A 3,255-nucleotide genomic window follows, 5' to 3' on the forward strand; every position below is an offset into this window, starting at 1 on the left:
CATCTATCTGCGCGACGAATATCCGAAAGTGAACCGCCTGCTGCAGGAGGCGTTGGACCGGGTCGCGCGCGCTGGCTACATCGACCGCATCTGCCCGGTCTACCTGCGCCGTGGCGCAGGCGCCTACATCTGCGGCGAAGAATCGGCGATGCTGGAATCGATCGAGGGCAAGCGCGGCCTCCCCCGGCACAAGCCGCCGTTCGCCGCCGAGGTCGGCCTGTTCGGCCAGCCGACCCTGACCAACAACGTCGAGACGCTGTACTGGGTGCGCGACATCATCCAGCACGGCCCGCAATGGTTCGCCGGCAAGGGCCGCAACGGGCGCTCGGGCCTACGTCTCTTCTCCGTCTCCGGCCGGGTGAAGGAGCCGGGCGTCAAGCACGCCCCGGCCGGGATCACGGTGCGCGAGCTGATCGACGAGTACTGCGGCGGCATGGCCGAGGGGCACAGCTTCAAGGCCTACCTGCCGGGCGGCGCGTCCGGCGGCATCCTGCCGGCCAGCAAGAGCGACATCCCGCTCGATTTCGGGTCGCTGGACGAATACGGCTGCTTCATCGGCTCCGCGGCGATCGTGATCCTGAGCGACCAGGACGACATCAAGGCCGCCGCGCGCAATCTGATGCGCTTCTTCAAGGCCGAAAGCTGCGGTCAGTGCACGCCGTGTCGCAACGGCACCGAGAAGGCGGTCAAGCTGTTGGAACGCGACCGCTGGGACCAGGAACTGCTCGCCGACCTGTCGCAGGTCATGCGTGATGCCTCGATCTGTGGCCTTGGCCAGGCAGCTCCGAACCCGATCGACTGCGTCTTCAAGTACTTCCCTGAGGATCTCGAAACATGACCGACACCATCCGATTCGAGATCGACGGCCGGACGGTCGAGGCCGCGCCCGGTGAGACCATCTGGACGGTCGCCAAGCGCGAAGGCATCGAGATTCCCCACCTGTGCCACCGCCCGGAGCCCGGCTACCGGCCGGACGGTAACTGCCGGGCCTGCATGGTGCAGGTGGAAGGCGAGCGCGCGCTGGCCGCTTCCTGCATCCGAAAGCCAAGCGAGGGCATGAAAGTGTCCGTGGCTGGGGACCGCCCCAGCCGGGCCCGCGAGCTGGTGTTCGAGTTGCTGGTTTCTGACCAGCCCGCGCGGGAGACCAGCCACGACCCGACCAGCCAGTTCTGGCACTGGGCCGACCAGGTCGGCGTCGCGCAGTCCCGCTTTCCCGAGCGCGAGCAGTGGCAGCCGGATACCAGCCATCCGGCGATGGCGGTCAACCTGGACGCCTGCATCCATTGCAACCTGTGCGTCCGGGCCTGCCGCGAGGTCCAGGTCAACGACGTGATCGGCCTCGCCCACCGCGGTCACGACGCCAAGGTGGTGTTCGACTTCGACGACCCGATGGGCGAGAGCACCTGCGTGGCCTGCGGGGAGTGCGTGCAGGCCTGCCCAACCGGCGCGCTGATGGAAAGCGCGCTGTTGGACGAGCAGCAGACCCGCACCGAATGGCCCGACACGCAGGTCGAGAGCGTCTGCCCCTTCTGCGGGGTCGGCTGCCAGGTTACCTACAACGTCAAGGACGACCGGATCATCTCGGTCGACGGGCGCAACGGTCCGTCCAACGAACAGCGGCTGTGCGTGAAGGGCCGTTTCGGCACCGACTACAGCCGCCATCCGCATCGCCTGCAGGTGCCGATGATCCGCCGGGCGGACGCGCCCAAGCGCGGCGACGACAAGGTCGATCCCGCCAACCCCTGGACCCACTTCCGCGAAGCCAGCTGGGAGGAAGCGCTGGAGGTCGCGGCGGGCGGCCTGCAACGCATCCGCGACCGCGACGGATCGGGCGCGCTGGCCGGCTTCGGCTCCGCCAAGGGCACGAACGAGGAAGCCTACCTGTTCCAGAAGACGGTGCGGGTCGCCTTCGGCACCAACAACGTCGACCACTGCACCCGGCTGTGCCACGCCTCCTCGGTCGCGGCGCTGATGGAGAACCTCGGCTCCGGCGGCGTCTCCGCACCGTTCAACGCGGCCAGCGACGCCGAGTGCATCATCGTGATCGGCGCCCGCCCAACCGAAAACCATCCGGTCGCGGCGAGCTACCTGAAACAGGCCGCCAAGAACGGCGCCAAGCTGATCGTGATGGACCCACGCTATCAGGTGCAGCTCGGCCGCTACGCCTGGCGCAACGTGCAGTTCAAGCCAGGCCAGGATGTGGCGCTGTTGAACGCCATGCTGCACACCATCTTCGCCGAGGGGCTGGAGGACACGCAGTACATCCAGGCGCATGCCGACGGCGTCGAGGCGCTGCGCGAGAAGGTCAAGGACTTCCCGCCGAAAGAGATGGCGGAACTGGTCGGCGTCGACGCCCAGACGATCAAGGAGTGTGCGCGCGCCTACGCGACCTCCAACGCCTCGATCATCTTCTGGGGCATGGGGGTGAGCCAGCACGTCCACGGCACCGACAATTCCCGCAGCCTGATCAACCTGGCGCTGTCGACCGGCCAGATCGGGCGCAAGGGAACCGGCCTGCATCCGCTGCGCGGGCAGAACAACGTCCAGGGCGCCTCGGATGCCGGGATGATCCCGATGGTCTTCCCGGACTACAAGCCGGTCACCAACGCCGACTTCAAGCAGCAGTTCGAGGACTACTGGGGCACCGAACTGGACGGGCAGAAGGGTCTGACGGTCGTGGAGATCGTCAACGCGGCCCACGACGGCGAGATCAAGGGCATGTACGTCATGGGCGAAAACCCGGCGATGTCCGACCCGGACCAGACGCACGCCCGCGCCGCGCTCGCCAAGCTGGAGCATCTGGTGGTGCAGGAGATCTTCCTGACCGAAACGGCCTTCCACGCCGACGTGGTCCTGCCCGCTTCCGCCCAGCAGGAGAAAACCGGCACCTACACCAACACCAACCGGCAGGTGCAGTTGGGCCGCCCGGCGATTTCGCTGCCCGGCGAGGCGCGCCAGGACTGGTGGATCACCCACGAGATCGCCCGGCGAATGGGCCACGACTTCGGCTTCGCCCAGGTGCGCGAGGTCTACGCCGAAATGGCCGGTATCATGCCGTCGCTCGCCAACATCACCTGGGACCGGCTGGAGCGCGAGGGGTCGGTCACCTACCCCTGCCCGGCCCCGGACCATCCGGGCGAACCGATCGTGTTCTCCGAAGGCTTCCCGACACCGAGCGGACGCGGCGGCATGAAGCCGGTCGACATCACCCCGCCAGCCGAGTTGCCCGACCAGGACTATCCGCTGGTACTGACC

2 protein-coding genes are annotated in these 3,255 nt (G+C 67.5%); both read left to right on the forward strand.

The features are described 5' to 3' along the window. A partial coding sequence (locus CCR87_RS08360; RefSeq protein ID WP_201157075.1) for an NADH-ubiquinone oxidoreductase-F iron-sulfur binding region domain-containing protein occupies positions 1-838 on the forward strand: 838 nt, incomplete at its 5' end. Continuing rightward, on the forward strand, positions 835-3,255 hold a 2,421-nt coding region (locus tag CCR87_RS08365; RefSeq protein ID WP_201157076.1), incomplete at its 3' end, for a molybdopterin-dependent oxidoreductase. The genes CCR87_RS08360 and CCR87_RS08365, both read left to right, overlap by 4 nt.

This window comes from Rhodobaculum claviforme, assembly GCF_016653255.1.
Lineage (GTDB): Bacteria > Pseudomonadota > Alphaproteobacteria > Rhodobacterales > Rhodobacteraceae > Rhodobaculum > Rhodobaculum claviforme.